The sequence below is a fragment of the Sphingomonas sp. S2M10 genome, from assembly GCF_012650175.1.
GTDB lineage: Bacteria > Pseudomonadota > Alphaproteobacteria > Sphingomonadales > Sphingomonadaceae > Sphingomonas.
The window spans coordinates 302,426-329,131 of the sequence record NZ_JAAILI010000008.1; the positions used below are offsets into that span (position 1 = coordinate 302,426).

Below are 26,706 nucleotides of genomic sequence, written 5' to 3' on the forward strand. Positions count from 1 at the left end.
CCCGTCAGGCGGTCGCCCGGCGCGGGGCCATGTCGCGCACCCAGGCGAGGAAATCCGCCTCGCCCATCGGCGCTCCGATCGCATAGCCCTGCAGCACGTCGCAACCGATCACGCGCAGCACGGCGGCCTGCGCCTCGCTTTCGATTCCCTCGGCCACGGCTTCGCAGCCGATGCCGTGGACGAGGCCGATCACCGCCTGGGCGACGGCGCGCGCTTCCGGATTGGTCGCGACATGCTCGATCAGGCTGCGGTCGAGCTTTACCCGGTCGATCGGCAGCCGCCGCAGTCGGGCGAGGTTGGAATAGCCGGTGCCGAAGTCGTCGACCGCGATCGTCGCGCCAGCCGCGCGCAGCGTCGCGATCGCGCGCAGCACATCCTCGGAACAATGCATCGCGAGGGTCTCGCTGATTTCCAGCTCCAGCAGGCCCGCGGGCGCCTTCGCTGCCAGCATTGCCGCGCGAAGATGGCGGAAGAAGCTGGCATGATCGATCTGGCGCTGGCTGACATTGACCGCCAGCCGCTGCTCGAGCCCGAGCCGCCCCCAACGGGCGATGGTGTTCGCCACCGTTGCAACCACCCAGTCGCCGATCTCGACGATCAGCCCCGTCTCCTCAGCGCGCTGGAGGAACGATGCCGGCAGCTTGGTCCCGTCGGGGTGCTGCCATCGAAGCAGCGCCTCCGCGCCGACGATCGTGCCGTTGCCGGCGCATACCTGGGGCTGGAACACCAGCGCGAATTCATCATGTTCGATGGCGGCACGCAGTTCGGTTTCCAGCCGCGCGCGCGCAATCATCTGCGCCGCCAGCCCGTCGCTGAACGTTTCCACCCGGCCGCGGCCCTGGGTCTTGGCCTGGTACATGGCCGCGTCGGCCGCACCCATCAAATCATGCAGCGTCACGCCGTGCTCGGGATGCAGCGCAAGCCCGATCGACGCACCGATCGACACATGCTGCCCGGCCAGATCAAAGGGTTCGGACAGCGCCTCCAGCACCTTCTGCCCCACCCGCTCGCGCGCCTGTGGATCGGGCAGATCGGCGAAGAACAGGGTGAACTCGTCGCCGGCCAGACGGCCGATCAGCGGGGTCTCGCCATGGTTGAACGCGGCGCACTGGTCGCCCACCGCACGCAGGCGGTTCGCCACCATGCCCAGCAGCACGTCACCCACCGCATGACCCAGCGTGTCGTTGACCGCCTTGAAGCGATCCAGATCGATGAAGAACAGCACCGCCCGTGCGTCCTCATGCGCATCTTCCAGCAGCCGCTCCGCGCTGCGGCGGAAATGCGGGCGATTGGCGAGCCCGGTCACCGTGTCGAACATGGCGAGCCGGTGGACGCTTTCCAGATTGCCGCGCAGCTTCAGGAACAGCTCATCGATCGATGCGGCGAGTTGCGGCGTACCGCGGAACAGCGCCGTCGGCAGCGGGCTTTCCAGATCCCCGAGCGCGGCGGCATGGAGCCGATCGACCGCTGCCGCCAGCGCCGCGTTGCGCCGGGGTTGCAGCATCGCCAGGATCGCCACGACGGCAAGCACCACGAGCGGCAGCGCCAGCAGCAGCGCGACCTGCAGGACCTGCAGCGCAAGGCCGGCGGCAATCGCGCAGCCGATGAGCACACAGGCCGCAAGCGCAGCGGCGCTCGCCACGCCTGTTCCCAACCCTCGCTCCCCCCAGCGCATTGCCGTTCGACGCTCCAACTAGTCCCCGTGCGGCGCCCACTGTATTTGGCGCAGCGATACACTTCGCATGCATTAGTTAAGAAATTCAGGTGTTCTACGAAGCACGGGGTCGCCGCAACACGATGTACAAGGCGCCCGCACCACCATGGCGGGGATGCGCCTGGCGTACCGCCGCGATGCGATCCGCGTGGCGCGAGGCCGCCAGCCAGTCCCCCACGGCGGCGCGAATCGCCCCGCGCGCGTGCGGCCGTTCGGATTCGGGTCGCGGCGGTTTGCCGGTGATGAGCAGCAATACGCGGTCGCCGCGCGCGATGGCGTGGCCCAGCCCCGCATCCAGCCGATCATAGGCGGCATGGAGATTATGCCCGTGCAGGTCGATCGCACTTTCCGGTGCGACCAGCCCGCGGGACAGGCGCCGATCCCACCCGGCATCCAGCGTGCGGCGCTCATGCGTCTCCGGCATCGGCGTGGACAGCGTGATCGCCGGGCGTGCCGGCCGCATCGGAACCAGCTTGCCGGTCGGCACCTCCAGCCGCGGCGTGGCCGGCTTCGGCGGCACCCTGGGTGCTGACGATGGCGAGGTAGCGGGCTCCGGTGGCAATTTCCTGGGCGCCGCGCGGACGTGCAGCGGCGTCACGCTCTGGATCACCTTCTGCCACAGCGCCGCTTCCTCGGGCGCCAGATCGCGGCGCCCGCGCCCGCTCATGGCTGTGGGATCACCGGCTGCGTGGCGGGCGGCCGCGATGCGTTCAGCCGGGCAACCGTGCCCTTGGGCAGCAGCAGCCAGGCCGTGCCCCGCGCCGACATGCCGCCCGCGATCGCGCGCGCATCCTCGCCCGCGCCCCAGAACGTATCGACTCGGTTGGCGCCCTTGATCGCGCCGCCGGTATCCTGCGCCACCCACAGCCCGGTCGCGTCGGTACGATCCATCGACAGGAACAGCGGCGCGCCGAGCGGAATGAACTTCGGGTCCGCCGCCACGCTGGTCCACCCGGCGACGGGATACCCCATCGCGCCCAGCGGGCCCGCGCCGGTCAGCTCCTTGAAGAAAACGAAGCTCTTGTTCTCGCGCATGATCGCGCGACCTTCTTCCGGGTGCTCGCGCAGCCAGGCGACGATGCCCTGCATCGACGTCTGGCCGGGGCCGAGCAGCCCGCGATCCTTCATCAGCTTGCCGATGCCGGTATAGTCGCGCCCGTTCTGCCCGGCATAGCCGATGCGCAGCACCTGCCCGTCCGGCCCCTTCAGCCGGCCCGATCCCTGCACCTGCAGGAAGAACATCTCGATCGGATCCGCAGCCCAGGCGACGACGGGCGCATGGCCTTCCAGCGCGCCCTGCTCGATCTGGGTGCGGTCGTAATAGGGGACGAACTGCCGGCCATCGACGCGGCCGCGAATGCGCTTGCCCCTCAACGCGTCGGAGAAGAGCCCGAGATCTACCTCGATCAGATTGTCCGGCACACCATAAACCGGCACGTCATAGCCCGAGCGCCGCTCGCGCACGCCGGCGATCTCGGGCTCGTAATAGCCTGTGGCAAAGGCCGCGCCGTTACCGACCTGCACCGTCTCGAACCACTGCGCGAAAAAGGGCGCGGCATCGCCCGACCAGCTCGCCGCGGCAGCGCAGGCATTGGTCCAGTCGGTCCCACTCGTGAGACCCGAGGCGTCGGTACGCCGCAGCAACCCGGGGCAGCTCAGCTTGAACGCGGCGAGCGCGCGCTTGGCGTTGTCGGGCGTGATCGGCAGGGTTTCGATCGCCGGACCGGCGACAAGCCCCGCCATGGCCGCGGTGGTCGCGCCGGTGGCGACGGGCGCGGCCGGGAGTGCGGGCAGCGGCGTTGCGGCGGTCGGCTGACGCGCGGGAAGATTGGCGGGAGTCTCGGGCAACGCGCCGCCGGGCGCAGGACGCTCCGGAACAGGTGCCGGTCGCGTCGGGGCCGGGCGGGTCGGCACGGGCCGCGTGCCCGCTTCCGGGGGGACGATACCGCTCGAACATGCGCCGAGCAGCCCCGCGAGCGCCAATCCCCCGAATATCCGCATGCTGCCCCTCAGGCTTCGTCGGTCTCGACCAGCTTCCAGTTCGGATCGTCGCTGCGCAGCTTGCGGGCGAATGTCCACACATCGTGGGTGGTCACCGCATCGCTCAGCGAGCCGGCGATGACATTGCCCTCGCCATCGCGGGTTACCGCAACGATATCCGCATCGAAGCGCACCGTGACGCGGGCGACCTTGCCCTCCACACCGGCCTCGGTAATCGTGGCGCGCTCGATCGTGATCAGGCGGTTGTCGAGCACCTCGCCCGTCTCCTTGCGGCCGGCGATCGCCTGCTCGAAAGCGCCCCGAACCTCGTCGTCCACCAGAAATCGCAGCGTCTCTTCGTCACCCTTCCAGAACGCTTCGAGGATCATGCGATAGGCGGACTTCGCACCTTCCAGGAACTTGGCGACATCGAAGCTGGAATCGGCCGACACCACGGCGCGCAGGCCGGTCTCGGCACCCGAGTCGATCGTGCGATTTGCCGAGTCGCGGGCCTCCGGCAGCGCCTCGATCGTCCGCGTCACGGGCGGCATGGCGACGCGCTCCTCGGCGGGTTTCGGCAGCGGCTGCTCATGCCCGGTACGCTTGCCGAGTACCGCATACAGCCGAAGCGCCAGGAAACCGGCCACCATTGCGAACAGAATGACGTAGAACACTGGCCCTCCAAAGCCTCCGTATCTAGTACATAGGCCTTCGTGCCGCGGGATTCAAACCGTACGATGGGCCGTGCGATTGCACCACCGGCACACGCCTGCTAGTCGCTTGCCCCGTAACGCGCCGAGGGCGCGAAATTCTCCTGCATAAAGAGGAAAGTTGGATGGCCGAGAACGACACCTACGCCGGCATGGGCGTTGAAGGCGGCGCGGAAGATGCGCCCCAGGCAGGCGTGCTGTCGCAATATGTGAAGGACCTGTCGTTCGAGAATCCGAACGCACCGGCCATCTATCAGCAGCAGACTCCGCCCGCGATCGACGTGCAGTTCAACATCGGCTCGAACAAGGTCGGCGAGGACGTGTACGAAGTCGCGCTGAAGATCGAAGTCCGCGCCCAGGCCGGCGAGCAGGTCGCGTTCATCGTCGACCTCACCTATGCGGGTCTGTTCGCGCTTCGCAACATCCCCCAGGAAGCGCTCGATCCGTTCCTGCTCGGCGAAGCGCCGCGCATCCTGTTCCCCTTCGCGCGCCGCGTGCTGGCCGACCAGGTCCGCGACGGCGGCTTCCCGCCGCTGATGCTGGAGCCGATCGACTTCGCCGGCATCTACATGCAGCAGCGCGCCCAGCAGGAAGGCGCAATCGGCTTCGAAGAAGCCGGCCACGCCTGATCCGGTTTAGGGGAGCGCCCGCCTTGCGCGCTGCGGTGCTCCCCGCCGCCTCCCGCCAGACCATCGTCATTCCCGCGAAGGCGGGAATCCTTTGGTGGGAACGTTGCGGCGCCTGCCGTGAACGCACAGGCGAATGGATCCCCGCCGTCGCGGGGATGACGAGCGCCGGGGGCATGCCCCGCGCCTTTCCTTTCACAGCGGCGAAATCTCGATGAAGCTTGTGCGCAGTCTGGGTTCGGTGGGCGGTCTGACGCTCGCCAGTCGCGTCCTCGCACTGGTCCGCGACTCGCTTCAGGCGCGCTATGTCGGCGCGAACTTCGCGTCGGACGCCTTTCTGGTCGCCTTCCGCCTGCCCAACATGTTTCGCGCGTTCTTCGCCGAGGGCGCCTTCGCATCGGCGTTCATCCCGATGTTCAACCAGAAGCTGGGCGTGAACGGCGAGCGCGGTCCAGCGTACGACTTTGCCGAGCGCACTCTCTCCGTCCTGTTCGTGGTGCTGCTCGCGCTGACGCTGGTGGCGCTCGCCGCAGCCTGGCCGCTCACCGCCATCCTCTCCGGCGGCTTCGACAAGCAGCAGCCGACGACAGAGCAATTCGCTTTCGCCGTGCAACTATCGCGGATCACCATCCCTTATCTGATGCTGATCTGCCTAGCATCGCTGCTGGGCGGCATTCTCAATTCGCTCGACAAATTCTGGGTCAACGCCGCAGCACCCATCCTGCTCAACATCGCGATGGTGACCGGGCTGTTCTTCTTCCACGGCACGCCCGAGGAGACCGCGCGCGTCCAGGCGATCGCGGTACCGCTGGGCGGACTGCTGCAACTCGGTTGGCTGGCGCTTGCCTGCCGCGCCTCGGGCGTGTCGCTGCGCCCCCGCCTGCCGCGGATCGACGACGATGTGCGCCGGCTGATGAAGCTGATCCTGCCCGCCGCGGTGGGCGCCGGCGCGGTGCAGCTGAACCTCGTCATCTCGACGGCGCTCTCGGGCTATCTGCTCGACGAAGGCTCGATCTCGTACATCTATTATGCCGATCGGCTGAACCAGCTGCCGCTGGGGATGATCGGCATCGGCCTCGGCACCATCCTGCTCCCCACCATCTCGCGGCTGCTCGGGGCGGGCAAGGAAGAAGAGGCGATGGAAACGCAGAACCGCGGCATGGAGCTGGCGCTGTTCCTCACCCTGCCCGCGATGGTGGCGCTGATCGTATCGGCCGAGCCGATCGTGCGCGGACTGTTTCAGTACGGCCACTTCACGCCGGAGGACACGGTGAAGTGCGCTTGGGCGCTGGCCGGTTTCTCCATCGGGCTTCCCTCCTACATCCTCGTCAAGGTGCTCACCCCCGGCTTCTACGCCCGGCAGGACACCAGAACGCCGGTGCGGTTCGCAATGCTCTCGGTGGGCGTCAACATCGCCGCCAATCTCGCGCTGATCCCGCTGATTGCGCATCTGGGACCGCCGCTCGCCACCGCGCTGTCCTCCACCGTCAACGTGACGATGCTGTATCTCGCGCTGCGCAAGCGCGGGCACTTTATCGTGGATGCACAGCTCGCCCGCCGCGTGCCCCGTCTCGCGCTCGCCGCGATTCTGATGGGGGTGGCGCTGTGGGCCGGTGCCGGGCTGCTCGATCCGTGGCTCAACGGGCGGCTGTGGGAGCGCTACGCAGGCCTGGTGATCCTGGTCGGCGCCGGCTGCGCGATCTATGTCGCCGCCTGCTTCGCCACCCGCGCCTTCCTGCTGTCGGACCTCAAGGCGCTGGTCCGCCGCCGCGCGGCGCGCTGAGCCCGGTTCCCAGGACGCGCAAGCTGCTCTAGAGCGCCCGCGTCCTGGCAATTCGCGCGGCCGAAAGCACCCCCGCCGCCATGGACCCGCGGCCGGTCCAACGGCCGAACGGTCAACCGGGTGCGGAGTGACTATCCCATGCGCGTCGTCTCGGGCATCCAGACCACCGGCAATCTTCACCTCGGCAATTATCTGGGCGCCATCAAGCAGTGGGTCGCGATGCAGGATCAGGGGGAATGCCTGTTCTTCCTCGCCGATCTGCACGCCCTTACCGGCACGGTGACCCCGCAGGAGCTCGCCAACTCGACGATCGAGATGGCCGCCACGCTGTTCGCCGCCGGGATCGACGACCGCTCGATCCTGTTCAACCAGGCGCGCGTCCCCGCCCATGCCGAGCTGTGCTGGATCCTTCAGGGTACCGCGCGGATGGGCTGGCTCAATCGCATGACCCAGTGGAAGGACAAGGCCGGCAAGAACCGCGACGGCGCCAGCGTCGGGCTGTTCACCTATCCGGTGCTCCAGGCCGCCGACATCCTGGTCTATCAGGCGACGCACGTCCCCGTCGGCGAGGACCAGAAGCAGCATCTCGAGCTGACCCGCGACATCGCGACCAAGTTCAACCAGGATTTCGGCGTCGAGCTGTTCCCGCTGCCCGAGCCGCTGATCAGCAAGGCCGCGCCGCGGATCATGAGCTTGCGCGACGGCAATGCGAAGATGTCCAAGTCCGATCCGTCGGACCTCAGCCGCATCAACCTGATCGACGACAACGACACGATCGCCGCCAAGTGCCGCAAGGCCAAGACCGATCCCGAGCCGCTGCCGGACAGCTTCGACGCGCTCGCCGAACGGCCCGAGGCGCGCAACCTGGTGACGATCTTCGCCGCGCTTTCGGACCGCGATCCGCAATCGGTGGTGGAGGAATATGCGGGGCAAGGCTTCGGCGCGTTCAAGCCGGCGCTGGCGGATCTGACCATCTCGGTGCTCGGGCCGATCCGCGAGCGGCTGACCGCGTTGCTGGGCGACCGGGGCGAGGTGGGTGCCAAGCTCGCCCAGGGTGCGGCGCGGGCGAGCGCGCTGGCGGCGCCGACGCTCAAGGCGGCGCAGCAGGCGGTGGGGCTGCAGGTCTGACTCTCTAAATCCCCCTCTCGCTTGCGAGAGGGGGAAGCACTCAGTGCGTGAAGCTCTTCACCAGCGAGCCGGCGACCAGCGCCCAGCCATCGACCAGCACGAAGAAGATGATCTTCATCGGCAGCGCGATCGTCGGTGGCGGCAGCATCATCATGCCCATCGCCATCAGCACCGCGGACACCGCCAGGTCGATCACCAGGAACGGCAGCAGCAGCAGGAAACCGATCTCGAACGCGCGGCGCAGTTCGGAGATCATGAAGGCCGGCGCCAACGTGGTCAGCGGCGTTTCTGCGCGCGTCGCGATCTTCTTGTTGGCGAGGTCGGCGAACAGCTTGAGATCGCTGTCGCGCACCTGGCCGAGCATGAACTGTCGGAACGGCTCGGTCGTCTTCTCGAACGCCGCCACCTCGGTCAGCTTGCCCTTGGTATAGGGGTCGACGCCTTCGTTCCACGCCTTCTCGAAGGTCGGCGCCATCACGAAGAAGCTGAGGAACAGCGCCAGACTGATGATCACCGGGTTCGGCGGCACGCCCGGCGTGCCGATGCCGGTGCGCAGCAGGGAGAGCGCCACTACCATGCGGGTGAAGCTGGTCACCGTCATCAACAGGCCCGGGGCCAGGCTGAGCACGGTCAGCATCAGCACCAGCTGGATGGCCTTGGCCGAGAGCGGCCCCTCGCCGCCGATGCTGATGGTCGCGCCTTGCGCCGCCGCCTGCGCGGCGGGCGCAACGGCTTGCGCGTGCGCCGCGACCGGCAGCACGATCAGCAGTGCGGCCGCGGCAAGCAGTTTACCCATTAAGAGCCTCGCGCACGGCGCGCTTGTTCCAGCGCGTGGTATCGCGCGGGATGCGGGTGCGCGCCTGCGCCCGGGCCCGCGGGCGCGCAGCTGGTTCCGCCTTGGCGGGCGCGGGATCGGCCTCGGTTTCGGCCTGCAGCACGGCGGTCGCGTCCGGTTCGGCGTCGTTCGCGGCCAGCGGCAGGATCGGCGCCGGTTCGGCGGCGGCGACCACGGGCGTCTCCAGCGTTGCGTCCGGCACGATCTCCGCCGGCGGGAAGGCATCCGGGCGCGCCCGTTCCACCATCGCCTTGAAATCGAGCTTGCCGGCCAGCTTTGCGACGCCCGCCTTGAGCACCGCCAGATCATCCTCGATCTTCGCAGCCCCCTCGGCAGCCGCGCTCGGCTCCGCCACCGGCTGCGGCGGCGCGACGATCCCGGTCTCGATGGTGGCATGGCCTTCCGGCCCGATGAAGATCAGGTGCTCGCACCCGTCCCTGCGAATCAGTGCGACCGAGCGCTTGGCGTCCACCGCCAGCCGCTCGACCAGTTCCACCCGCTTGCGTCCCCCGCCGGCCATGCGGCCCGGCAACTTCAGATCATAGCGGCGCACCACCCACAGCGCCGTCGCCAGCATCCCCAAAACCAGGCCCAACGCGCCCAGCGTACGCAACATCGACAAGAGATCCATCAGTGGCGCTGCTTCTTCACGAGTTCGGAGATTTCGAGCGACATGACCTCGCCGTCGACGAGGATGCGTCCCAGCGCGACCAGCTCGCCATTGACATAGACCATGCTCGGATCGTCCTGGCCGCAGTCCAGGGGGATCATCGCGCCACGGCTCATCTGCAGGATCTGCCGGACCGGCACTTCGGTCGAACCGAGCACCACCGACATTTCGATCATGATTCCATCGAGTACCGACATGCGTCTCCCTTTCCCACTGACTTATAGGAACCTTTTTTCCGCCCCCGGCGCCCGGCCCGGCAAAATTTGCCTACAATGAGGGCGTGAGCCGCTTTCAGGGCTCGTGGAGGATCAACAATGGATTTGGATGCTTCGCTGGGCGTTTCCGCCTCGGGCCTGCGCGCGCAATCGCTGCGGATGCGCACGATCGCGGAAAATCTCGCGAACCAGGATTCGGTCGCGGACACGCCGGGCGGCAATCCGTATCGCCGCAAGGTGATCAGCTTCCAGGCGGCGGTAGACCGCGCCAGCGGCGCCACCGGCGTCAAGGTGAAGTCGATCCAGAACGACCAGTCGGATTTCGTGAAGGTCTATCAGCCGGGCCATCCTGCGGCGGACGCGCAGGGCTATGTCATGCGTCCCAACGTCAACGGCCTGATCGAAAGCGCCGACATGAAGGCGGCGCAGCGCAGCTACGAAGCCAATCTCAACGCCATCGAAGCGGCCAAGAGCCTGACGATGCGCACCATCGATCTGCTCAAGTAAGGAACCAGCGCCATGTCTATCGGAGCATTGGACGCCACCAAGGCCTATGGAAAGGTCGCCTCGCTCGGCAACACGCTCAGCAAGGCTGCGGGCGGCGGTGAAATCGGCAGCGATCAGCCCTCGGGCTTCGGCGCGATGGTCGAGAATCTGGTCGGCGGCACCGCCGACAAGCTGCGCACCGCAGAGGCCGCCTCGGCCAAGCAGGTCGCCGGCAAGGGCGACCTGATCGACGTCGTCACCGCGATCGGCGCTGCCGAGACCGCGCTCGACACCATGGTCGCCGTGCGCGACCGCGTCGTCGGCGCCTATACCGACATCATGCGCATGCAGATCTGACGAGGGCACGCCGCGACATGACGCCCGCACAGCTGATCAGCCTCACCGAATCCGCGCTGCTGCTGATCCTTACCGTTGTCGGGCCGCTGCTGCTGACGTCGCTGATTGTCGGCGTGTTCGTCGGCCTGCTCCAGGCCCTTACCCAGATTCAGGAAACCACCCTCACCTTCGTGCCCAAGCTGGTCGCGATGGGGCTGGTGTTCCTGCTCATGCTGCCCACCATCGGGCAGGCGCTTGGCCAGTTCATGGCCAAGATCAGCGACATGATCATCCACGGATGATCGTTCCCCCCGATCTCGCGCTGCAGGCTTCGGCCTTCTTCATCGTCTTCGCGCGGGTCGGGGCGGTGCTGATGCTGCTCCCCGTATTCGGGGAAGACGCAATCCCCGGCCGCATCCGCCTGTTCATCGCCTTCGCCATGTCCTTCGCCTTGTACGGCCTGATCGGCGAGCCGGCCCGCGCGGCCGTGCAGGCCGGCGCCGTGCTTCCCGCGATCCTGGTGACCGAACTGATCACCGGGCTGGCCATGGGAATGATCGTCAAGATTCTTTTCTTCGCGATCTCGATGGCAGGTTCGTTGATGAGTCTCCAGATCGGCCTGTCCTCGGCGGTGATCTTCGATCCCTCGCAGTCGGGCCAGGCGCCGATCCTGTCGAAACTGGTCGGCCTTGTCGCCGCGCTGGTCTGCATGGGAATGCAGGTTCACCATCTATGGCTCGGCGCGATCGTCCACAGCTACCAGACTTTCCCGATCGGCGGCATGCCGCCGATGCACGACTTCGCCGAGCTGGCGATCGAGGCGATCGGCCGATCGATGACGCTGGGCATCAGCCTCGCGGCGCCGTTCCTCGTCTACGGCATCGTCTTCAACGTGGCGCTCGGCCTCGCCGCGCGCGTCGCGCCGGCGATCCAGGTCTTCTTCATCGCCCAGCCGCTCAACCTGCTGCTCGGCATCGCACTGATGATCACCACGCTGGGTACCATGCTCACCTTCTTCACCCAGACCATGGGTGACGTGCTGCAAAAGGGCTGGTGATGGCTGGCGGCGGCGACGATTCGGACGACAAGACCCAGGAACCTACCGACAAGAAGCTCGAAGACGCGCGAAAACGCGGCGACGTGCCAATGGCGCCGGAAATGCGCCATGCCGCGATGTTCGTCGCGGCACTGGTGGTAATGGGCGGCCTCGGCACCTACACGATCCAGCAGTTCGGCAACCTGTTCGTCCGCCTGTGGGGCGGCGCCGACGATTTCCGGATGGAGCCGGACGGCGCGCAGAGTTTCGCCACCGGGCTGTTCGGCGCGGTCGGAACCGCGCTGGCGCCGATCCTCGCGGCGTTGTTCGGCTTCGCGATCCTCGGCGGCGTGCTGCAGGGGCGGCCGATGATCAGCTGGTCGCGGGTCAAGCCGAAGTGGAACAAGCTCAACCCGATGACCGGGGCCAAGCGGATGTTCGGCAAGCAGGCAATGGTGGAGTTCCTCAAGACCTTCGCCAAGCTTTGCCTGGTCGGCGGCATCGCCGCCGCCATCGCCTGGCCGCATGCCGCGACGATCGACCGGCTGGTCGGCGCCGACCTGGTCGATACCGGCGCTGCCGCAAGCGACATCGTCCACGCCATGCTCCGCCCGATCGCGACGCTGGTCGGCGCACTCGCGCTGTTCGACTTCGTCTGGCAGCGCCGCTCCTTCATGAAGCGCATGCGGATGAGCCTTCAGGAAGTGAAGGACGAATACAAGCAGAGCGAAGGCGACCCCAAGATCAAGGCCAAGATCCGCAGCATGCAGATGCAGCGCTCGCGCAGCCGGATGATGGCCAATGTTCCCAAGGCCAGCGTGGTCATCACCAACCCCACGCACTACGCCATCGCGCTGCAGTATGATCATGGCAGCATGGGCGCGCCGGTGGTGGTGGCCAAGGGCGTCGACACGATCGCGCTCAAGATCCGCGAGATCGCCACCGAGCACAAGATCCCGCTCGTCGAAAACCGGCCCCTCGCCCGTGCCCTGTATGCCAGCGCCGAGCTCGACCAGCCGATCCCGGTCGAACATTATGCCGCCGTGGCGGAGGTGATCAGCTACGTGCTGCGCATCGCCCGCGGGCTACGCTGAGACAGCTTCCGCAGCACAATGTGATAATGCGATTGACTCGCAACATCTATCATCCCTAAAGGCTCGCCCATACAACGAGACCCAAAGGGAAAAGCTGGATCATGCCTCTGTCGCTGCGTACCGCCCTGCTCACCTCCGCGCTGCTGGCGCTACCCGGCACCGCCTTTGCCGGACCTGACGGTACCGCCGATGGCAATGATCAGCAGAGCCAGATCGTCGTGACGGGGGTCGCCACCCAGCCTTCGCGCAGCGCCACCGGGCTGACCCTCACGCCGCGCGAGACGCCGCAGTCGATCACGATCATCGATCAGGCGCGGATCCAGGATTTCCAGCTCACCAACGTCAACGACCTGCTCGACCAGACCGTCGGCATCAATGTCGAGCGCGTGGAAAGCGACCGGACCTATTACAACTCGCGCGGCTTCGACATCACCAACTTCCAGGTCGACGGCATCGGCCTGCCCATGCCTTACGGCATTCAATATGGCGATCTCGACACCGCGCTGTTCGAGCGCGTGGAGGCGATCCGCGGCGCCAATGCGCTCATGACCGGCGTCGGTAATCCCTCTGCCACGATCAACTATGTCCGCAAGCGCCCGACCGACACGCTGCAGGCCCGCGCCAGCGTGCAGGCCGGCTCGTGGAACCGCTGGCGCGGCGAGGCCGATGTCTCGGTGCCGCTCACCGATAGCGTGGCCGTGCGCGGGATCTATGCGCATGAGGAGCGCGACAGCTACCTCGATTACAACCATGTCAACCGCAACGTGTATGGCCTGATCGCCGACTGGAAGGTGACGCCGCAGCTGACCGCCACGATCGGCTACAGCCGCCAGGAAAACGATGCGGACGGCGTGCTGTGGGGGGCGCTCCCGCTGACCTACAAGGACGGCAGCCGCATCCCCTATGCGCGCTCGGCGACCACCTCGGCGCCCTGGACCTTCTGGGATACCACCGACCAGCGCGCGTTCGGCGAACTCGCCTATGATCTGGGCCAGGGCTGGCAGGCCAAGGGCGTGTTCACCTACATCAACAACAAGCAGCAGGCGCGGCTGCTCTACGCTTTCGGCGCGCCGGACAAGGCGACGGGCCTCGGCATCTCCGGTCAGGTGGGCGCCTATCCCTCCGAGACCGACCAGTATCTCGGCGATGTCACCGCCTCCGGTCCGCTCAGCCTGTTCGGCCGTCAGCACCAGCTGGCGTTCGGCATCTCGACCGGCCGGCTCGACAACCGCCAATGGGCGGGCAGTGGCAACAGCTATGTCGCCTATCCGGCGGTGCCGAACCTCTCAAGCGCGATCGTCGCCGATCCGGGCACCGGCCCCATTACGCTCCAGGCCGACAGCCGCACCGACGTTACCCGCGCCTATGGCGCCGCGCACCTCAACGTCACCGATCGGCTGAAGGCGGTGGTCGGCGGCAGCGCGACCTGGCTTAAGGCAAGCGGCATCTCCTATGGCGCGGACCAATATCGCAAGAACAGCCGGTTCAGCCCCTATGCCGGGCTGACCTATGACCTGACCAAGAACATCTCGTTCTATGCAAGCTATACCGATATCTTCAATCCGCAGATCGAAGTGGACCGAACCGGCCGCCGGCTCGATCCGGTGACCGGCACCAGCATCGAGGGCGGCCTGAAAACCGAATGGTTCGGCGGCCGGCTCTATGCCACCGCGTCGCTGTTCCGCGCCAAGCAGAAGAACCTCGCGACGGCTGCAGGCGTTTTCGGCCCCGGGGAGCCGGGCCAGGAGAACACCAGCTATTATAGCGGCCTCGACACCACCTCGCGCGGCTTCGAGATCGAACTGGCCGGCAAGGTGACCGAGAACTGGACGATCAGCGGCGGCTATACGGGCCTCGAGATCGAGGACGATGCCGGCAGGGCCGCGCGCGTGTTCATCCCGACCAAGAGCCTCAAGCTCGCCACGACCTACACCGTGCCCGAGCTGCGCGACCTCAAGATAGGCGCCCAGCTGCGCTGGCAGAACACCATCCGCAGCCCCGATCTCACCGTCACCCAGAAAGACTATGCCGTGCTGGACCTGATGGCGAGCATCCGCCTGGTCGACCATGTCCGCGCCGCAATCAACGTGCGCAACGTCACCGACAGCAGCTATCTGGGCAGCATCATGTGGGGCCAGGCTTATTATGCCCCGCCGCGCAGCGTGCTGGGCAGCATCAGCTTCAGCTATTGAGGCAGGAAGTGCGCGCGCATCTCCGCCGCGGCTGGCGCTACCGGGCGAACATCGCGGTGCGCGCGGTGGCCGGCAGCCTCGGCGCCTATCTGGTCGCGGCGTGCTTCGCCGCGGCGGCGGCGCGCACCCTGCCCTTGCCCCGGCTCGATGCCGTCGTCGCGGCGACAATGCTCGCCTTCGTCGTGGCTCCCGTGGCAGCGATATGGGCGTTTCTCGCGTCCGGCCCGCTGCGGGCGCTGGGCGGCATCCTCGCCGCTGCCGCCCTGCTTGCGGCCGTGGCCTGGGCCGCCGGGATGCCGACCTCGTGAGCACCGTGCGCGACGGCGCCCGCCAGGTAATGGCGTGGCTGCACGGCTGGACCGGGCTGCTGCTCGGCTGGGTGCTGTTCGTGATGTGCCTGGGCGGTACGCTCAGCGTGTTCAAGCCCGAGATCGGCCGCTGGATGCGCCCCGAGACCGTCGCCACCACCGATCGGGCCGCCGCGCTGACGGCGGCGGGCGCATGGCTTTCGAGGAATGCGCCCAACTCGTTCGGCTGGTACCTGACGCTGCCCAACGACCGGATGAACACGGTCGAGGCGACCTATGATCCCGGCACCGGCTTCGTCTATCGCGCGCTGGATCCGGTCTCCGGTGCGCCCGCTCCGCGCGAGACGCTTGGCGGCGAATTCTTCTACCGCCTCCATTTCGAGCTGCAATTGCCCTATCCCTGGGGACGGCTGCTCGCCTCGCTCGGAGCAATGGTGCTGCTGCTCGGGCTGATCACCGGCATCATCGCCCATCGCCGCATCTTCAAGGATTTCTTCACCTTCCGCCCTGCCAAGGGCCAGCGCTCCTGGCTGGACGGGCACAATGCGCTGGGCGTGCTCGCCCTTCCCTTCCACCTCATGATCAGCTTCACCGGGCTGGTGACGCTGGCCTCGCTCAACATGCCCTGGGCGATCAACGCCAATTACGGAAACGACATGGCGGCGATGTTTCAGGCGATGCAGCCGGGCCAGATCGACCGGCCCGTCGCCGGCAGGCCCGCCGTCCTTGCCCCGCTCGCCCCGATGCTGCGCGAAGCCGAGCGGCGCTTTGGCGGACGGCCGGTCGGCCGCGTGACGATCGCGCATCCGGGCGATGCCGCCGCCGTGGTGACGATGTTCCGCGACGATGCCAGCCAGATCGCCTATGCGGCGGGCGCGGTCAGCTTCGACGGCACCAGCGGCCGCGTGCTCGCCGACGCCACCGAGAAGCGTCCGGCGCTACAGACCTATGGGGTAGCGTACGGCCTCCACCTCGCCCGCTTTGCGCCACTGGCAACGCGCTGGCTCTATTTCCTGTGCGGCGCGATGCTGACCCTGGCGGTGGCAAGCGGGATGGTGCTGTGGGTGGTCAAGCGCCGCGAGCGCGCGCCGCTCGGCCTGGGCAACCGCGTCGTCGAGCGGCTCAATGCCGGCGTGCTGGCGGGCGTACCGATCGGTTGCGTCGCGTTCCTGCTTGCCAACCGGCTGCTGCCATTGGGCCTGGCGGGCCGCGCCGAGACAGAGGTTTCCGTCGCCTTGTGGAGCGCCGGTGCTGCGGTCCTGCTGGCGGCGACGCTCGCGCCGAAGCGAAGCTGGCCGCTGCTGCTGACACTGCTTGCGCTGGGTTGCGCAGCTGCCGCGCTCCCCGGCGGCGCGTACGGCGATGCGGTTCAGACGGGGATGAGCCTCACCCTGCTTGCCGCCGCCCTGGGCACCGGCCGGCTTGCCTGGCGGCAATGGTGTCGCCCGGCCTTTGCCCCGCGGTCGCGCGTGCGGACGCAACCGGCATGATCGCCGCCGGCCTCACCCTGCTCGGCTTCTTCGCGCTTGCGTCCGCGATGCCGCGGCATGCGCCGGCGCTGCTGGGCAGCTGGCAAACCCGCTTCCCGCCACGACGATTGCAAGCGGCGGGCTGGGCCCTGCTCCTCGGCGCTTTCGCGGCTACGCTTGCCGCACCGGACTGGCCGCGCGGGCTGGTCACCTGGTTCGGCCTGTTGCCGCTGGCCGCAGCGCTCGTGCTGCTGGGGCTCAGCTATGATCCGCGAATCGCGCGCGGTGCGGCAGCGGCGGGACTGGTGGCGCTGGCCCTGGGGCTGCTCGGCTAATCGCGACTACAGGTTCGCCTGTTCCTCCACGGGCAGATCGGCATCCGGCGGATAATAGAGCGTTGCGCATTCGGCGGCCAGGCAACCGCCTTCGATGACGATGTCGTCGCGATAGGCATCGCCGATGAAGCCGAGCGTATCGACATGCTTCGCCTCGAAATACATCGCATGCACGTCATCGCGACCGGCGCCGTAGACGACGCGGCCAACCTTGGACCAGATCGAGGCCATGGTGCACATTCCGCACGGCTGCAGCGTCGAGTAGAGCGTCGCCCGCGCAGCTCCAGTTCGCCGGTGCCTTCGCAGGCGCGGCGGATTGCCATCATTTCGGCATGCGCGGTCGCATCGGGCAATTCGTGCGTCTGGTTGCGCTCGGCGGCGAGCACCTCGCCGTCGAGCACGATGACGCAGCCCAGCGGCGAAGTGGACGGATCCGATCCCTTCGACCGCGCGACCTCGATCGCCATTCGCATCCAGTGTTCGTCGTCTTCGCGCGTCATCCACAATCTCCCAAGCGCAGGCACAACGCGCCAGCGCCGGAACCGCCGCCATGGCCCAAGGGGAAGGCACCCGTTGCGGCATGAAGCCCGTCTCATGACAGCGCCGGCACTAGCTGATACCTCCTGATTGTCGCGTGCGGCGGGTCTTGTTTCGTACAGTGCCAGAACCGAGGCCGGGAGCAGCTGCCATGAAACCGCAAGACCTTTTCCTGGGAGTCCGCGACTTCCTCTCGCTCCTCGTGCCCGGAATCGTGTTCCTCATCCTGTTCCCGGCATCGGTGCTTTCGTTGCTGTCCGAGCCGATCCGCATCAATGGCGGCGATCCCGATCCCACGCTGCTGGTACTCGTCTTTCTGGCGGCCGCGTTAACGGCAGGTTCGGTACTCGCCGGTCTGGCGGGCATGCTCGACCGCCATGTCGACCATTTCATCCGGCGGCGACTGGCGAAGACGCACACCATCTGGTGCCCCAGAGAACTGGCCGAGCAGATCGACAAGCTGGGCGAGATCGAGCGCCTGGCCTCCGCGCTGGCCTGCCGGATCAATCCGCTCGCCGGCGCTTCCGGGCACCAGCTACCCTGGACCCCGCGCGCCTTCTGGTGGAACTTCATGCGGCTGAACTGCCCGGTAGCCACGGCCGAACTGGATCGGATCGAAGGCTTGCAGAAGCAGTTTCGCTCGCTGGTGGTGGTGTCCGCCGCCGCCGCGCTGTTCTCGATCGGCGCATCGGTTCGCTGGGAGGCGCTGGGCCGATCGTTCGCCAATCCGGCACGGCTGGGCGAAGCCTTCGCACCGCTTCAAGCAATAGCGCCCTGGTTTCTTGCGCTGCTGGCGCTGGTGACCGGCATGTTATGCTTCGCCGCCTATGTCGGCTACCGGGTGCGCTTCGCCCGAAGGCTGTTCGAACTCGCGATCATCCACGCGCTGCCGGAGGAAACGATCGCTGCGGGAACCAGCGCCTTCTTCGCCGATCCGCCCTTTCCCGAAGGGACGACACCGGAGGCGGCTCAGAGCCCCCGGTACAGGATCAACGCATCGACCGGGCCCAGCGCGGGATGATCAAACGCCTCGGGCACCCGCCCCACCGTCTCGAACCCTAGCGCGTGCCAAAGCTGCACGGCGGGCGCGTTGCTGCTCACCACGAAATTGAACTGCATCGCGCGAAAGCCGCGCGCCTTCGCCTCGGCAAAGCTGTGTTCCGCCATTGCCCGCGCGATGCCCCGGCCGCGAGCTTCCGGATGCGTCGCAAAGCCGCAATTGGCGACATGCGCGCCGCCGCCGGCCTGGTTTGCGCGAAGATAATAGGTGCCGAGCACCGCCCCACCCGCCTCGGCAACGAAGCTCGCGCGGTCCGGTCCCATCCAATAGGCGAGCGCCGCAGCACGCGGCAAGTCGCGGTCGAGCGCATAGGTTTCACCCGCGCGGATCACCGGCTCCAGAATCGCCCAGATCGCCGCGCCATCGTCCGGCGCGGCGGGGCGAACCAGCGGCATCACCCCTCCAGCGTGCGCATCAGCGCGCGGACGGCGCCGTCGATTTCGACGTCCTTGCTGCGCAGATCCTCGATGCGCTTGACCGCATGGATCACCGTCGAATGGTCGCGATTGCCGAACTTGCGACCAATCTCCGGCAACGACCGCGTTGTCAGGCGCTTCGCCAGATACATCGCGATCTGGCGCGGGCGCGCGATCGCCACCGCGCGGCGGGCCGAGATCAGGTCGAGCTGCTTGACTTCGAAATGCGTCGAGACGGCGCGCTGAATCTCGTCGATCGTGATGCGCCGCTGGCTGGTGCGCAGCACCTCGCCGAGCACGCTCGTCGCGAAGTCGATGGTGATCGCTTCGTTCGACAGGCTCGCATAGGCGACCAGGCGGTTCAGCGCGCCTTCCAGTTCGCGGACATTGGTGGTGATTCGTGCCGCGAGCAGATCCGCCACCTCGGCGGGCATATCCACCGCCGGCATGTCCTTCAGCTTCCGCGCGACGATTGCACGCCGCAGATCGAGCTCGGCCGGCTTGATGTCCGCCACCAACCCGGCGCCGAGACGGCCGACGAGGCGCGGTTCGAAGCCTTCCAGCGCCTGGGGCGCACGGTCGGCGGCGATCACCAGCCGCTTGCCGGCACTCATGAACTCGTTGACCGTATGGAAGAATTCTTCCTGGGTCGCGTCCTTGCCGCCGATGAACTGAAGATCGTCGATCATCAGCAGATCGACCGAGCGCAACCGCGTCTTGAACGCCAGCGTATCCTTGTTGCGCAGCGCCTGGACGAACTCGAACATGAAGCGCTCGCCGGTCGAGTAGATCGCCGTCGCGCCCGGATTTGCCTCCAGGAAGGCGTGGCCGATCGCGTGCATCAGGTGCGTCTTGCCCTGGCCGGTGCCGGCATGGAGATAGAGCGGGCTGAACATCGGCACGCCCGGCTGCGCAACGGTGCGCGCGGCGTTGAAGGCGACGCGATTCGTCGTGCTCACCACGAAGCGATCGAAAGTGAAGCGCGGGTCGAAGGAGGGGCGCTCCGCCGGCGCCGCCAGCGCTTCCTTGCGCGGCGCGGCTGCGGCGGCAGGCTCGGCGCGCAGCACGCGCTGTTCGGCATCCTGCAGCGTCTCCAGCGTGACGCTGCGCACGTTCGGCAGCACCGCGCGGAATTCGAGCAGCAGGCGCTCGGCATAGTGATTCTTCACCCATTGGGTGAGGAACGGGGACGGCAGGCCCAGGCGGACGGCATGCGAATCACTACCGTCGATCAGCACTACGGGCTTCAGCCACTGGTCGAACAGCCGCTGGCCGGCCGAGCGGCGCAGGTTGGTGCGCACATGCGCCCAAGCCTTGGCGACGTCGCGGCCTTCCTCACGTTCCAGCGGTTGAACCTGAGTCACTGTGACGCACCCTTCCTTCGCGGGAATCGACGATTCCCGCGCTCCAAAACCAATATCGATCATGAGGCCCATCGCAGCCGGTCATGCCCCCGGAGACGCGCGATGAACTCGTTGCCCCGACCAGCAACGTGGCCGGGAGGTCCGTTGTAGGAAGCTCGAACTGAGTCGAGCAAGGGCCTGCCATGTAAACTTTCTGAAATAGTTTTGTTGACAGGCCGAACCCCTAGGAAATCCGTGGGGCACTTCCGAATGTCGCGTTATTTCAGCTATTTAACAAGGTAAAGACCGATGCGGGCCCAGTCGAATCGACACGACTCGTGGATTTGCGCGATTCGCTTCGGAGAGGGGTTTGTTAACCATTTGTTGCAGCGCACATGCGCAAAAAGCCCCGCCGGACGAGTCCGGCAGGGCTTTTGATTACCGTTCAGTGACAGTATTAGGCGAGTGCCTGCAGGCGCTTGTTGAGGCGCGAGAACTTGCGGGCAGCCGTATTCTTGTGGAGCACGCCCTTGGCGACGCCACGGGCGATTTCCGGCTGCGCAGCGGCGAGCGCCTCGGCGGCAGCGGCCTTGTCGCCGGCGGTCAGGGCAGCTTCCACCTTCTTCACGAAGGTGCGGATGCGGCCGACACGGGCACCGTTGATTTCAGCCCGACGCTCGTTACGACGGATGCGCTTCTTCGCTTGCGGCGTATTCGCCATTCGGTCTTGTTCCTGCTCGAAATGGGTGAGGCGCGGAAGCGAGCCCACGCCGGAAGACGCGGCCCTTACCGGCTACAGCGATTCGGGTCAATCCTTTCAGCGCTGGCATTTGCCACAATAAAAGGTGGAACGCCCCGAATCCACGCGGCGCTGTACAGGGCGGCCGCAACTGCACGGCTCCCCTTCCCGCCCATAGACCCGCCACTCCTTCGCGAAATAGCCAAGCTTGCCATCGGGCCGTGCATAATCGCGCAAGGTGGAGCCGCCGGCGCGGATTGCCGCCTCCAACACTTCGCGCACCGCCGCGACCAGCTTTTCCAGCTTGGCCCGCCCGATGGAACCCGCAGGCTTGGTCGGGGCGATGCCGGAAAGGAACAGCGCCTCGCACACATAGATATTGCCGAGGCCCGCCACGATTCGCTGGTCCAGCAGCAGCGCCTTCACGGGTGCGATTCGGTCGCGGAACGCCTCCACCAGATGCATCGTCGTGAAATCCGGCCCAAGCGGTTCCGGGCCCAGCGCCTTGAACGCGGGCCAGTTCGCCAGATCGGCAGTGGGCACGAGATCCATCGAACCGAATCGCCGGGGGTCGTTGAGCGCCAGCCGATGCCGTTCGGTCTCGATCACGACATGATCATGTTTGCCCAGCTCTGCCGGATCGATCCGCCAGCGACCCGACATGCCGAGGTGGAAGACCAGTGTATCGTCGCGGTCCGTATCGATCAGGCCGTATTTTGCGCGGCGGGAAAGCCCCGTCACCGTCGCGCCGGTCAGCCGCTGGCCGAGATCCGCCGGGAACGGGCGGCGCAGGTCCGCGCGATTCAGCAGCACACGCTCGATCCGCTGCCCCTCCAGCACGGGGGCCAGACCGCGAACGGTGGTTTCTACTTCGGGAAGCTCGGGCATCTGGCGTTACAGCTAGGAAGTGCAGGGCGGAATGTCACCTGCCCCTCAGCCCTCTTGGTTTGGCCGTCCCGTGCGGCTAAGGCACCCCCATGCCCGATACCGTCTCCTTCGGTTACGAAGACGTCGCCCCCGAGGACAAGACCCGCCGCGTCGGCGAGGTGTTCTCGAATGTCGCCAGCAAATACGACCTGATGAACGACGCCATGTCGGGCGGCATGCACCGGCTGTGGAAGGACCGCTTCGTCCGCCGGGTCAAGCCGCGCGCCGGCGAGCATATCCTCGACATGGCCGGCGGCACCGGCGACATCGCCTTCCGCATGGCGGAGAGCGGCGCGGCGATCACGGTGGCCGACATCAACCCGGAAATGTTGAGCGTCGGCGTCGAGCGCGCCGCCCAGCGCGGCATCGACGGGCTGGTATGGACCGAGGCCAATGCCGAGACGCTGCAATTCCCCGATCGCTTCTTCGATGCCTATACGATCGCGTTCGGCATCCGCAACGTGACCGACATCCCCAAGGCGCTTCGCGAGGCGCACCGCGTGCTCAAGCGCGGCGGCCGTTTCTTCGTGCTCGAATTCTCGACCACCCAGTGGCCGGGCTTCGCCGAGATCTACGACGCCTATTCGCACAAGCTGGTGCCCAAGCTCGGCAAGCTGCTCGCGCAGGACGAGGACAGCTATCGCTACCTGATCGAATCGATCCGCCGCTTCCCCGACATGCCGAGCTTCGAACGGATGATCGCCGAGGCCGGCTTCCGGCAGACCAAGGTGGAGCCGCTGCTCGGCGGGCTCGTCGCGATCCACAGCGGCTGGAAGATTTGATGGTGCGCGCACGGAAGCCCCTCCCCTTCAGGGGAGGGGTTTGGGGTGGGGCAGTGTCTCACCGAGACCAACAGACGTTCTGGAATCCCTCCACCCCCATCCCCTCCTCCAAGGAGGAGGGGCTAGAGCTATGACCGCGCCTGCCGTCCATCTCTGGCGCCTGCTCAAATGGGGCCGCATCCTCGCGCGCCACGGCGCCTTGCGCGGCATCGAGCGCGACGCCAACACCCCGCGCCCGGTCCGCCGCCTCGCCCGCATCGCCCGGCTCGGCGCGCGCGTGCCCGCCGTGCCCGCCTATGCCGATGCCTTCCAGGCGATCGGCCCCGCCGCGATCAAGCTCGGCCAGACGCTGGCCACCCGCCCCGATCTCGTCGGCGAGGAAGCCGCGCACGATCTGCTGCGCCTCCAGGACGCGCTGCCGCCGGTCCCCTTCGACATCATCCGCCAGCGGATCGAGACCAGCCATGGCCGCCCGCTCTCGGCCCTGTTCGCCGAGATCGAGGAAACCCCGATCGGCGCCGCCTCGATCGCGCAGGTGCACCGGGCGGTGACCACCGACGGCCGCCGCGTCGCGGTGAAGGTGCTGCGCCCGGGCATCGAGAGCGACTTCGCCCGCGCGATCGACACCTATGAATGGGCCGCCGCCCAGCTCGAGGCCTATGGCGGCGAGGCGCGCCGCCTGCGCCCGCGGCTGGTGATCGAAAGCTTCAAGCGCTGGACCGCGCGCGAGCTCGATTTCCGCCGCGAGGCCGCCTCGGCCTCCGAACTCGCCGAGGGCATGACCGCCGAGCCGGACTTCATGGTCCCCCAGATCGACTGGCAGCGCACCACCGGCAAGGTGCTGACGCTGGAGTGGATCGACGGCATCAAGCTCAGCGACCGGGATGCGCTGGTCCGCGCCGGGCACGACATGCCGGCGCTGGCGGGCAAGCTGATCAAGGCCTTCCTGCGCCAGGCGATCGCCGAGGGCTTCTTCCATGCGGACATGCACCAGGGCAATCTGTTCGCGCTGCCCGATGGCCGCATCGCCGCGATCGACTTCGGCATCATGGGCCGGATCGATCGCCGGGCGCGCGTTTGGCTCGCCGAGATCCTCTACGGCCTGATCACCGGCGACTATAAGCGCGTGGCGGAAATCCATTTCGAGGCGGGCTATGTCCCCGCGCACCACAATGTCGCCGAGTTCGCCACCGCGCTTCGTGCGGTGGGCGAGCCGATGCGCGGCCTGCCGGTGAAGGAAATGTCGATCGGCGGCATGCTCGACGGCCTGTTCTCTATCACCCGCGACTTCGACATGATGACGCAGCCGCACCTGCTGCTGCTCCAGAAGACGATGGTGATGGTGGAGGGCGTCGCGCGCGGGCTCGATCCCGACATCAACCTGTGGGACGTCTCGGCGCCGTTCGTCCGCGAATGGATCCGCACCGAGCTGGGCCCCGAGGCCAAGGTCGCCGATCGGCTGATCGAGGATCTGCGCACCCTCGCCCGCCTGCCCCAGCTGGTCCGCAACATCGAACTGCGCTTCCCCGCGCCCGGCGGTGCCCCGCCCGAGCCGCCCCTCCGCGAGATCCAGGTCGTCCGCGTCGGCGGCTGGCGCTATGCGGTAGTCGCGCTGCTGGCCGCGGCCGTCGGCGTGCTCGGAACGCTGCTGCTGGCATGATCGGGCGCACGCGCCGCGTCTGGACCCTCCGGCCGAGCCGCTTCGCCGCCCTGTCGAGGGGCCGCGCGCGGCTGGCCTGGGTGGCGGTGCTCGTGCTGCTGCTCGCCTCGCTCACCGCACTGGCGGTGCCTCCGCTCACCGCCAATGGCGACGCGGCGGGCCGCGCGGCGGAGCGGATGACCGACATCGGCCTCTACGAGCGCGTGGTCGCGGGCATGAGGGGCGGCGATCCCTATTATGTCGCGGCGAGCGACGCGATGCGCGCCGGGGCGTACCCGCTCCATCCCTTCCTGACGATGCGGCTGCCTGCGCTCGCGGCGCTGCAGGCGGCGATCCCCGGCTGGGCGAGCATCGCGCTGCTTCTCGCGCTGGCGACATTGACTGCCTTCACCTGGGCATCGCGCATAGGCCTCTCGCTTGCCGGCCTGCTGCCGCGCGCGATCCTGATGATGCTGCTCGCGACCTCCATGCTGGCCTTCTTCCAGCCGGGACTGGTGCTGTTCCACGAGATCTGGGCCGGGTTGCTTGTCGCGCTGTCGCTGGCAATCCGCCGGCCCGGACGTGCGCTGGAGGCGATCGCGCTGGGCGTCGCTGCAATGCTGATCCGGGAGACGGCCGCGCTCTACCTGCTGGTCATGCTCGCTTTCGCCTTGCGCGAGGGTCGGCGGCGCGAGGCACTGGGCTGGGCCCTCGCGCTGCTGCTGTTCGGCGGGGTGCTGGCACTGCATGCCCAGGCGGTGGCGAGCGTCACCGGCCCGCTGGACCCGACATCGCCGGGCTGGGCGGCGTTCAATGGTCCGGGCTTCTTCGTGCGCGCGCTCGTGGCATCGACGGGGCTTCACGCGCTGCCGCTGGTGCTGGGAGCGGTGCTGGTGACGCTGGCGCTGCTGGGCTGGGCGAGTTGGGACGACGCGCTGGGTCTGCGCATGTTCGCGCTGCTCATCGCCTATGGCACGACGATGTCGCTCTTTGCCCGTCTCGACAATTTCTACTGGGCGCTGATGATCGCCCCCGCCGCGCTCGTCGGGCTGGTGTTCGTGCCCGATGCGCTGGCCGACCTGTGGCACCGCGCGCTCGACAGGCGGCGGATCACGGTTACAACGGTGACTTCATGAAGCGCATCCTGCTCATCGTCGGCGGCGGCATCGCCGCCTACAAGGCGTGCGAACTCGTCCGCCTGTGCCGCAAGGCCGGGATTGGTGTCACCTGCGTGCTCACCGAAGGCGGCCAGCATTTCGTAACACCGATGACGCTGGCTGCGCTGTCCGAGAACCAGGTCTACACCACCTTGTGGGACCTGAAGGACGAGGCGGAGATGGGCCATATCCAGCTCAGCCGCCAGGCCGATCTGGTCGTCGTCGCGCCCGCCACCGCCGATCTGCTCGCGCGGATGGCCGGCGGCATCGCCAGCGACCTGGCGACCACGCTGCTGCTCGCCACCGACAAGCCGGTGCTCGCCGCACCCGCGATGAACGTGCGGATGTGGACCCATGCCGCCACCCGCCGCAACGTGGCGCAGCTCCGCGCCGACGGCGTGACCGTGCTGGAGCCGGACGAAGGCGCGATGGCGTGCGGCGAATATGGCCCGGGACGCCTGCCCGAGCCCGAGGCGATTTTCGGCGCGATCCAGCAGGCGCTCGCGCCCGCCGAGCAGCGGCTGGCCGGCAAGCACATCCTCGTCACCGCCGGCCCGACCCACGAGCCGATCGATCCGGTGCGCTACATCGCCAACCGCTCCTCGGGGAAGCAGGGTTTCGCGATCGCCGGCGCGCTCGCGGCACTCGGCGCGCGGGTCACGCTCGTCGCGGGGCCCGTGACGCTGCCCACGCCGCCGGGAGTCGACCGCATCGACGTAGAGACCGCCCGCGAGATGGCCGCCGCCGTCGATGCCGCCCTGCCCGCCGATGCCGCGGTGATGGTCGCCGCCGTTGCCGACTGGCATGTCGCGGCCGCCGCCCAGAAGCTGAAGAAGGGCGATGCGACGCCGGACCTGCATCTCGTGCCAAATCCTGATATTCTCGCCGGCGTCGCGCAGGGAGCGCGCCGGCCGCGGCTCGTGGTGGGCTTCGCGGCGGAAACCGAACGAGTGATCGAACATGCCGTCGCGAAACGCACGCGCAAGAACGCGGACTGGATTGTCGCCAACGATGTTTCCGGCGATGTGATGGGGGGTGAAGCCAATGCCGTCCATCTCGTCACCGCAGCGGGCGTCGATTCCTGGGAGCGTGCGTCCAAGGCCGATGTCGCTCGCCGCCTCGCCGATCGGATCGCCGATGCGCTGTGAAACCTCGCACAATCCTCCCCTGCACGGGGAGGTGGCAGGCC

At 67.5% G+C, this 26,706-nt stretch carries 28 protein-coding genes and 1 pseudogene; 17 read left to right on the forward strand and 12 right to left on the reverse strand.

Features of this window, described 5'->3' with window-relative positions; all coding sequences use genetic code 11:
- Nucleotides 1-4 precede the first annotated feature (4 nt).
- The 4 genes from S2M10_RS02780 to S2M10_RS02795 form a co-directional block, all read right to left on the reverse strand.
- Entirely contained in the window at nt 5-1,642 is a 1,638-nt protein-coding gene (locus S2M10_RS02780; RefSeq protein WP_348770521.1) for an EAL domain-containing protein, read from the reverse strand.
- A 127-nt stretch (nt 1,643-1,769) separates the two neighbouring features.
- Complete coding sequence (locus S2M10_RS02785) at nt 1,770-2,381, reverse strand: Smr/MutS family protein (protein WP_168844747.1); 612 nt, start codon at nt 2,379-2,381, stop codon at nt 1,770-1,772.
- Entirely contained in the window at nt 2,378-3,715 is a 1,338-nt protein-coding gene (locus tag S2M10_RS02790; RefSeq protein ID WP_168844748.1) for a murein transglycosylase A, read from the reverse strand. The genes S2M10_RS02785 and S2M10_RS02790 overlap by 4 nt, the downstream gene beginning before the upstream one ends.
- 8 nt (nt 3,716-3,723) lie before the next feature.
- The gene (locus S2M10_RS02795; RefSeq protein WP_168844749.1) at nt 3,724-4,368 is read right to left on the reverse strand and encodes a Tim44/TimA family putative adaptor protein; all 645 of its coding nucleotides are present in this window, start codon (nt 4,366-4,368) and stop codon (nt 3,724-3,726) included.
- Between the two features lie 161 nt (nt 4,369-4,529).
- Between S2M10_RS02795 and secB the strand changes: the two genes are divergently transcribed.
- The 3 genes from secB (at nt 4,530) to trpS (ending at nt 7,941) form a co-directional block, all read left to right on the forward strand.
- Nucleotides 4,530-5,033: a protein-export chaperone SecB gene (secB, locus tag S2M10_RS02800; protein WP_168844750.1), complete on the forward strand. Its 504-nt coding sequence runs from the start codon at nt 4,530-4,532 to the stop codon at nt 5,031-5,033.
- A 211-nt stretch (nt 5,034-5,244) separates the two neighbouring features.
- A complete protein-coding gene (gene murJ, locus S2M10_RS02805; RefSeq protein ID WP_168844751.1) occupies nt 5,245-6,813 on the forward strand; it encodes a murein biosynthesis integral membrane protein MurJ in 1,569 nt (522 codons plus the stop codon).
- 138 nt (nt 6,814-6,951) lie between these two features.
- Nucleotides 6,952-7,941 carry a tryptophan--tRNA ligase gene (gene trpS / locus S2M10_RS02810; RefSeq protein ID WP_168844752.1) on the forward strand — a complete coding sequence of 330 codons (990 nt, stop codon included), beginning with the start codon at nt 6,952-6,954 and terminating at the stop codon, nt 7,939-7,941.
- Nucleotides 7,942-7,981: 40 nt separating this feature from the next.
- On the opposite strand, the gene fliP is transcribed toward trpS, so the two are convergent.
- The 3 genes from fliP to S2M10_RS02825 are packed head-to-tail and all read right to left on the reverse strand — an operon-like array spanning nt 7,982 to nt 9,643.
- Nucleotides 7,982-8,737 carry a flagellar type III secretion system pore protein FliP gene (gene fliP / locus S2M10_RS02815; protein WP_168844753.1) on the reverse strand — a complete coding sequence of 252 codons (756 nt, stop codon included), beginning with the start codon at nt 8,735-8,737 and terminating at the stop codon, nt 7,982-7,984.
- Complete coding sequence (locus S2M10_RS02820; RefSeq protein ID WP_168844754.1) at nt 8,730-9,407, reverse strand: flagellar biosynthetic protein FliO; 678 nt, start codon at nt 9,405-9,407, stop codon at nt 8,730-8,732. The genes fliP and S2M10_RS02820 overlap by 8 nt, the downstream gene beginning before the upstream one ends.
- Nucleotides 9,407-9,643: a FliM/FliN family flagellar motor switch protein gene (locus S2M10_RS02825; RefSeq protein WP_066722509.1), complete on the reverse strand. Its 237-nt coding sequence runs from the start codon at nt 9,641-9,643 to the stop codon at nt 9,407-9,409. Before S2M10_RS02825 ends, S2M10_RS02820 begins: the two co-directional genes overlap by 1 nt.
- Before the next feature lie 117 nt (nt 9,644-9,760).
- Between S2M10_RS02825 and flgC the strand changes: the two genes are divergently transcribed.
- The 9 genes from flgC (at nt 9,761) to S2M10_RS02870 (ending at nt 16,917) form a co-directional block, all read left to right on the forward strand.
- On the forward strand, nt 9,761-10,168 hold the full coding sequence (gene flgC / locus S2M10_RS02830) for a flagellar basal body rod protein FlgC (RefSeq protein ID WP_066722507.1): 408 nt from the start codon (nt 9,761-9,763) through the stop codon (nt 10,166-10,168).
- Nucleotides 10,169-10,180: 12 nt separating this feature from the next.
- Nucleotides 10,181-10,504, forward strand: a complete 324-nt coding sequence (locus S2M10_RS02835) for a flagellar hook-basal body complex protein FliE (RefSeq protein ID WP_168844755.1) — start codon at nt 10,181-10,183, stop codon at nt 10,502-10,504.
- Nucleotides 10,505-10,521: 17 nt separating this feature from the next.
- Nucleotides 10,522-10,785, forward strand: a complete 264-nt coding sequence (locus S2M10_RS02840) for a flagellar biosynthetic protein FliQ (RefSeq protein ID WP_168844756.1) — start codon at nt 10,522-10,524, stop codon at nt 10,783-10,785.
- Nucleotides 10,782-11,540 carry a flagellar biosynthetic protein FliR gene (gene fliR / locus S2M10_RS02845; RefSeq protein WP_168844757.1) on the forward strand — a complete coding sequence of 253 codons (759 nt, stop codon included), beginning with the start codon at nt 10,782-10,784 and terminating at the stop codon, nt 11,538-11,540. Before S2M10_RS02840 ends, fliR begins: the two co-directional genes overlap by 4 nt.
- A complete protein-coding gene (gene flhB, locus S2M10_RS02850) occupies nt 11,540-12,613 on the forward strand; it encodes a flagellar biosynthesis protein FlhB (RefSeq protein WP_168844758.1) in 1,074 nt (357 codons plus the stop codon). Before fliR ends, flhB begins: the two co-directional genes overlap by 1 nt.
- A gap of 101 nt (nt 12,614-12,714) precedes the next feature.
- On the forward strand, nt 12,715-14,805 hold the full coding sequence (locus S2M10_RS02855; protein ID WP_168844759.1) for a TonB-dependent siderophore receptor: 2,091 nt from the start codon (nt 12,715-12,717) through the stop codon (nt 14,803-14,805).
- An 8-nt stretch (nt 14,806-14,813) separates the two neighbouring features.
- The gene (locus tag S2M10_RS02860; RefSeq protein ID WP_168844760.1) at nt 14,814-15,113 is read left to right on the forward strand and encodes a ketohydroxyglutarate aldolase; all 300 of its coding nucleotides are present in this window, start codon (nt 14,814-14,816) and stop codon (nt 15,111-15,113) included.
- Entirely contained in the window at nt 15,110-16,603 is a 1,494-nt protein-coding gene (locus tag S2M10_RS02865) for a PepSY-associated TM helix domain-containing protein (protein WP_348770522.1), read from the forward strand. Before S2M10_RS02860 ends, S2M10_RS02865 begins: the two co-directional genes overlap by 4 nt.
- Nucleotides 16,600-16,917 carry a DUF3325 family protein gene (locus S2M10_RS02870; RefSeq protein WP_168844761.1) on the forward strand — a complete coding sequence of 106 codons (318 nt, stop codon included), beginning with the start codon at nt 16,600-16,602 and terminating at the stop codon, nt 16,915-16,917. The genes S2M10_RS02865 and S2M10_RS02870 overlap by 4 nt, the downstream gene beginning before the upstream one ends.
- Nucleotides 16,918-16,923: 6 nt before the next feature.
- Here S2M10_RS02870 and S2M10_RS02875 read toward each other — a convergent pair.
- A pseudogene (locus S2M10_RS02875) lies at nt 16,924-17,417 on the reverse strand (nucleoside deaminase).
- A gap of 188 nt (nt 17,418-17,605) precedes the next feature.
- Between S2M10_RS02875 and S2M10_RS02880 the strand changes: the two are divergent.
- Nucleotides 17,606-18,475 (forward strand): hypothetical protein, encoded by an 870-nt coding sequence (locus S2M10_RS02880; protein ID WP_168844762.1) that lies wholly within the window; start codon nt 17,606-17,608, stop codon nt 18,473-18,475.
- On the opposite strand, the gene S2M10_RS02885 is transcribed toward S2M10_RS02880, so the two are convergent.
- The 4 genes from S2M10_RS02885 to mutM all read right to left on the reverse strand — a co-directional run bounded on the left by S2M10_RS02885 (nt 18,424) and on the right by mutM (nt 21,900).
- Nucleotides 18,424-18,909: an N-acetyltransferase gene (locus S2M10_RS02885; RefSeq protein ID WP_168844763.1), complete on the reverse strand. Its 486-nt coding sequence runs from the start codon at nt 18,907-18,909 to the stop codon at nt 18,424-18,426. The genes S2M10_RS02880 and S2M10_RS02885 overlap by 52 nt on opposite strands.
- Nucleotides 18,909-20,294: a chromosomal replication initiator protein DnaA gene (dnaA, locus tag S2M10_RS02890; RefSeq protein ID WP_168844764.1), complete on the reverse strand. Its 1,386-nt coding sequence runs from the start codon at nt 20,292-20,294 to the stop codon at nt 18,909-18,911. The genes S2M10_RS02885 and dnaA overlap by 1 nt, the downstream gene beginning before the upstream one ends.
- A gap of 436 nt (nt 20,295-20,730) precedes the next feature.
- Nucleotides 20,731-20,994 carry a 30S ribosomal protein S20 gene (gene rpsT, locus S2M10_RS02895; RefSeq protein ID WP_019368621.1) on the reverse strand — a complete coding sequence of 88 codons (264 nt, stop codon included), beginning with the start codon at nt 20,992-20,994 and terminating at the stop codon, nt 20,731-20,733.
- A gap of 96 nt (nt 20,995-21,090) precedes the next feature.
- Nucleotides 21,091-21,900, reverse strand: coding sequence for a bifunctional DNA-formamidopyrimidine glycosylase/DNA-(apurinic or apyrimidinic site) lyase (mutM, locus tag S2M10_RS02900; RefSeq protein ID WP_168844765.1), 810 nt, complete (start codon nt 21,898-21,900; stop codon nt 21,091-21,093).
- An 89-nt stretch (nt 21,901-21,989) separates the two neighbouring features.
- Between mutM and S2M10_RS02905 the strand changes: the two genes are divergently transcribed.
- From S2M10_RS02905 to coaBC, 4 genes are all read left to right on the forward strand, one after another.
- Nucleotides 21,990-22,721: a class I SAM-dependent methyltransferase gene (locus tag S2M10_RS02905; RefSeq protein WP_064310145.1), complete on the forward strand. Its 732-nt coding sequence runs from the start codon at nt 21,990-21,992 to the stop codon at nt 22,719-22,721.
- Nucleotides 22,722-22,851: 130 nt separating this feature from the next.
- Nucleotides 22,852-24,381, forward strand: coding sequence for a 2-polyprenylphenol 6-hydroxylase (ubiB, locus tag S2M10_RS02910; protein ID WP_168844766.1), 1,530 nt, complete (start codon nt 22,852-22,854; stop codon nt 24,379-24,381).
- The gene (locus S2M10_RS02915) at nt 24,378-25,496 is read left to right on the forward strand and encodes a hypothetical protein (RefSeq protein ID WP_168844767.1); all 1,119 of its coding nucleotides are present in this window, start codon (nt 24,378-24,380) and stop codon (nt 25,494-25,496) included. Before ubiB ends, S2M10_RS02915 begins: the two co-directional genes overlap by 4 nt.
- Nucleotides 25,493-26,665, forward strand: coding sequence for a bifunctional phosphopantothenoylcysteine decarboxylase/phosphopantothenate--cysteine ligase CoaBC (coaBC, locus tag S2M10_RS02920; protein WP_168844768.1), 1,173 nt, complete (start codon nt 25,493-25,495; stop codon nt 26,663-26,665). The genes S2M10_RS02915 and coaBC overlap by 4 nt, the downstream gene beginning before the upstream one ends.
- Nucleotides 26,666-26,706 lie beyond the last annotated feature (41 nt).

Excerpts from the sequence above, each read along its gene's own strand:
- fliP (WP_168844753.1), bottom strand. The coding sequence starts at position 8,737 with ATGGGTAAACTGCTTGCCGCGGCCGCACTGCTGATCGTGCTGCCGGTC.
- S2M10_RS02870 (WP_168844761.1), top strand. The coding sequence starts at position 16,600 with ATGATCGCCGCCGGCCTCACCCTGCTCGGCTTCTTCGCGCTTGCGTCC.
- S2M10_RS02790 (WP_168844748.1), bottom strand. The coding sequence starts at position 3,715 with ATGCGGATATTCGGGGGATTGGCGCTCGCGGGGCTGCTCGGCGCATGT.
- S2M10_RS02855 (WP_168844759.1), top strand. The coding sequence starts at position 12,715 with ATGCCTCTGTCGCTGCGTACCGCCCTGCTCACCTCCGCGCTGCTGGCG.
- trpS (WP_168844752.1), top strand. The coding sequence starts at position 6,952 with ATGCGCGTCGTCTCGGGCATCCAGACCACCGGCAATCTTCACCTCGGC.
- S2M10_RS02825 (WP_066722509.1), bottom strand. The coding sequence starts at position 9,643 with ATGTCGGTACTCGATGGAATCATGATCGAAATGTCGGTGGTGCTCGGT.
- S2M10_RS02885 (WP_168844763.1), bottom strand. The coding sequence starts at position 18,909 with ATGCCGCTGGTTCGCCCCGCCGCGCCGGACGATGGCGCGGCGATCTGG.
- S2M10_RS02835 (WP_168844755.1), top strand. The coding sequence starts at position 10,181 with ATGTCTATCGGAGCATTGGACGCCACCAAGGCCTATGGAAAGGTCGCC.
- S2M10_RS02840 (WP_168844756.1), top strand. The coding sequence starts at position 10,522 with ATGACGCCCGCACAGCTGATCAGCCTCACCGAATCCGCGCTGCTGCTG.
- coaBC (WP_168844768.1), top strand. The coding sequence starts at position 25,493 with ATGAAGCGCATCCTGCTCATCGTCGGCGGCGGCATCGCCGCCTACAAG.
- S2M10_RS02880 (WP_168844762.1), top strand. The coding sequence starts at position 17,606 with ATGAAACCGCAAGACCTTTTCCTGGGAGTCCGCGACTTCCTCTCGCTC.
- ubiB (WP_168844766.1), top strand. The coding sequence starts at position 22,852 with ATGACCGCGCCTGCCGTCCATCTCTGGCGCCTGCTCAAATGGGGCCGC.
- S2M10_RS02785 (WP_168844747.1), bottom strand. The coding sequence starts at position 2,381 with ATGAGCGGGCGCGGGCGCCGCGATCTGGCGCCCGAGGAAGCGGCGCTG.
- S2M10_RS02905 (WP_064310145.1), top strand. The coding sequence starts at position 21,990 with ATGCCCGATACCGTCTCCTTCGGTTACGAAGACGTCGCCCCCGAGGAC.
- mutM (WP_168844765.1), bottom strand. The coding sequence starts at position 21,900 with ATGCCCGAGCTTCCCGAAGTAGAAACCACCGTTCGCGGTCTGGCCCCC.
- flgC (WP_066722507.1), top strand. The coding sequence starts at position 9,761 with ATGGATTTGGATGCTTCGCTGGGCGTTTCCGCCTCGGGCCTGCGCGCG.
- secB (WP_168844750.1), top strand. The coding sequence starts at position 4,530 with ATGGCCGAGAACGACACCTACGCCGGCATGGGCGTTGAAGGCGGCGCG.
- murJ (WP_168844751.1), top strand. The coding sequence starts at position 5,245 with ATGAAGCTTGTGCGCAGTCTGGGTTCGGTGGGCGGTCTGACGCTCGCC.
- S2M10_RS02915 (WP_168844767.1), top strand. The coding sequence starts at position 24,378 with ATGATCGGGCGCACGCGCCGCGTCTGGACCCTCCGGCCGAGCCGCTTC.
- S2M10_RS02820 (WP_168844754.1), bottom strand. The coding sequence starts at position 9,407 with ATGGATCTCTTGTCGATGTTGCGTACGCTGGGCGCGTTGGGCCTGGTT.
- fliR (WP_168844757.1), top strand. The coding sequence starts at position 10,782 with ATGATCGTTCCCCCCGATCTCGCGCTGCAGGCTTCGGCCTTCTTCATC.
- rpsT (WP_019368621.1), bottom strand. The coding sequence starts at position 20,994 with ATGGCGAATACGCCGCAAGCGAAGAAGCGCATCCGTCGTAACGAGCGT.
- flhB (WP_168844758.1), top strand. The coding sequence starts at position 11,540 with ATGGCTGGCGGCGGCGACGATTCGGACGACAAGACCCAGGAACCTACC.